The 2,370-nt window shown below is 59.4% G+C and carries 2 protein-coding genes; one reads left to right on the top strand and one right to left on the bottom strand.

Annotated elements, in window-relative coordinates; genetic code table 11:
• A complete protein-coding gene (locus WBP53_RS04480; RefSeq protein ID WP_423926357.1) occupies window positions 1-648 on the bottom strand; it encodes a response regulator in 648 nt (215 codons plus the stop codon).
• Window positions 649-967: 319 nt separating this feature from the next.
• Between WBP53_RS04480 and WBP53_RS04475 the strand changes: the two genes are divergently transcribed.
• Complete coding sequence (locus WBP53_RS04475) at window positions 968-1,870, top strand: sterol desaturase family protein (RefSeq protein WP_423926355.1); 903 nt, start codon at window positions 968-970, stop codon at window positions 1,868-1,870.
• The last annotated feature ends 500 nt before the right edge of the window (window positions 1,871-2,370 follow it).

The raw sequence follows: 2,370 nt of genomic DNA, 5'->3' as shown, positions 1-2,370 counted from the left end.
TCAGCGGGTGCCTTTGGCATCCATGAGCCCATGCAAGCCGGCCATGTGTGCGAGGGTGACCGAATTGTCGATCTCCAGCTTGTCGAACAATCGATACTTGTAGGTCGCAACCGTCTTGGCGCTGAGGCTGAGCTTCTCCGCGATCAACTGCATTGGCTGCCCTCTGGCAAGCAGCAAGGCAACCTCAAGCTCACGAGCCGAGAGATTCTCGAACGGTGACTGGTCCGAACCGTCGATTGCGCTCAAGGCCATGGCTTCAGCGATTCCCGAAGCTAGATAACGCCGGCCATCGGCCACTTGCCGCACAGCCTTGAGTAGTTCGGCCGCAGCGCAGGATTTGGTGATGTAGCCGCTGGCGCCGGCCTCGAGCAATCGACGCGGTATCGGCGATTCACTGACCATCGTCACGATTACGATGCGCGTCTTTAGCTTGAGCTTGCGTACTCGCTCGGTGACCTCGATTCCACTGACCCCGGGCATATGCACATCAACCAGCGCCAGGTCCGGCTTCAATTGCTTGATCAGCGCCAAACCCTGCTCGCCGTCGGAAGCCTCTCCGACCACGTCGATATCCGGTTGCTGCTCCAGGATCATGCGAAAGCCCGTGCGCACGAGCTCGTGGTCGTCGATGATGACGATTCGAAACATTCCATTATCCCCTGTGCCACTCTGTTCAGAGTCTGTCCGTTTCGCCCCCGGCAGACAAGTCTCCCGGCAATGGAAATTGCCAAACTTGTCGCGAAACCGGAAACGCCACCGGATCCGTTCGCAGGATCATCGGATCGCACAGGCATGCGGGATATACTGGGCCGCAGCACACCGGATGCTCAGGACACGCGCGAATCCTGATCCGCAAAGGACTTGATTTGGCAAGCATCGGGCTCAATCAGCTACTCAAGGCAAGAAAGTTCCCCTGCCCCCGCATCACGCGAAGCCGGGCATCACTGAAACGAACGCGATTTGAACCATGCAATGGTTGAATGAACTGGCGGCACAATTCCTCGACCATGCGAAGTTGCTGGTCGTCATTCTCCTGGTCGGCCTGCTCATCGAGCGGCTGCGGCCGGCCGAGCGTGCGCAACCTGTGCGGAACATCGCCTTCAATCTCGGATATGCCGCCTTCGTCATCATCGTCAATATCGTGCTGCTCGCGCCCCTCATGGCACTGATGCAACCGATCGCGCAGAAACACGGGTTGCACGTGCCGATACATTTTCCAGATGGCGTGGGCTGGCAAGTCCTGCAAGCGCTTGCGTTCTTTTTTGTCTTTGATTTTTTCTACTACTGGTTCCATCGTGCACAGCACACGTTGTCAGTAGCCTGGCCACTGCACAAGTTGCACCATTCCGAGGAATCCGTGAATGTCACCACAACTTTGCGCCATCACTGGCTGGAGGAGCCGCTCAGGGTGTGGTTGATCCTGCTGCCGATCGGGCTACTGTTCGACCAGAAGCCAATCACGGTAGCCTGGCTGGCCACGGCCATGATCCTGTTTGGTTACTTCGTGCACCTCAATCTGCGCCTGCCGCTTGGTCCGCTGACACCGCTCATTGCTGGTCCGCAGTGGCACCGGCTGCACCATTCTCTTGAACCGCAGCATACCGACAAGAACTTCGCAGCCTTTTTCCCGATCTACGATGTGGTATTCGGCACCTACAGCAAACCGGGTCGCAACGAATACCCGGCAACGGGGCTGCACTCCAGGGAGACCCTCAATAGCCCGATCCTGGCCGCATTCTCACCGTTCCGTGACTGGGGCAGGATGATTCGGAGCAAGCGGCAGCCAGCGGTCGCGCAAGGCGATCCAGGGCCGGTCGATCAGTCGGCAGATCAGCAACGCGAGGCCGATCGCAAGCAAAGCGTAGGATGACAGCATCAGCACCCCATCCAGGGCCGACGCCGGTGTGATCGACATTCCGTAACGTGCACCGATGCGCAACGCCGTCATGTGGGTCAGCAGGCCCGCATACGCGCTTGCTGCGAATCCTGCTGCCACGCGCGCCATGGAGTCGCGCACGCGCACGGAACAGGCCCAGGGCAGCATCAGGGCCCAACCAAGATCGCAGATCGGCAGCAGATGAATGCGTGCCGACACCGATGTATCGAGCGCCACGGCAAGATGTGTCCACACGCTTGTTCCTAGCAAGGCCAATCCCGCCACTGCCAGCGACCCGCGCCAGCGCATCAGCGCAGCATGGCGATTCGTCCACAACCATGCAGCCAACAAGCCGTAGAACGGCAGGTCGAGGCGCGAGACCAGGATCTTGCGCACGCCGACATCGAAATGCGGACTACCGTGCCAGACCAGCACGACACGCAATCCATGTGCGGCTAGCAGCAAACCTGCCAGGCAAAGCACGCCACTGGTGA

It is taken from the genome of Dokdonella sp., from assembly GCF_049593775.1.
Taxonomy (GTDB): Bacteria; Pseudomonadota; Gammaproteobacteria; order Xanthomonadales; family Rhodanobacteraceae; genus Dokdonella.
The sequence above is the reverse complement of the archived record's forward strand: the minus strand, read 5'-3'. Positions and strand labels throughout refer to the sequence as shown.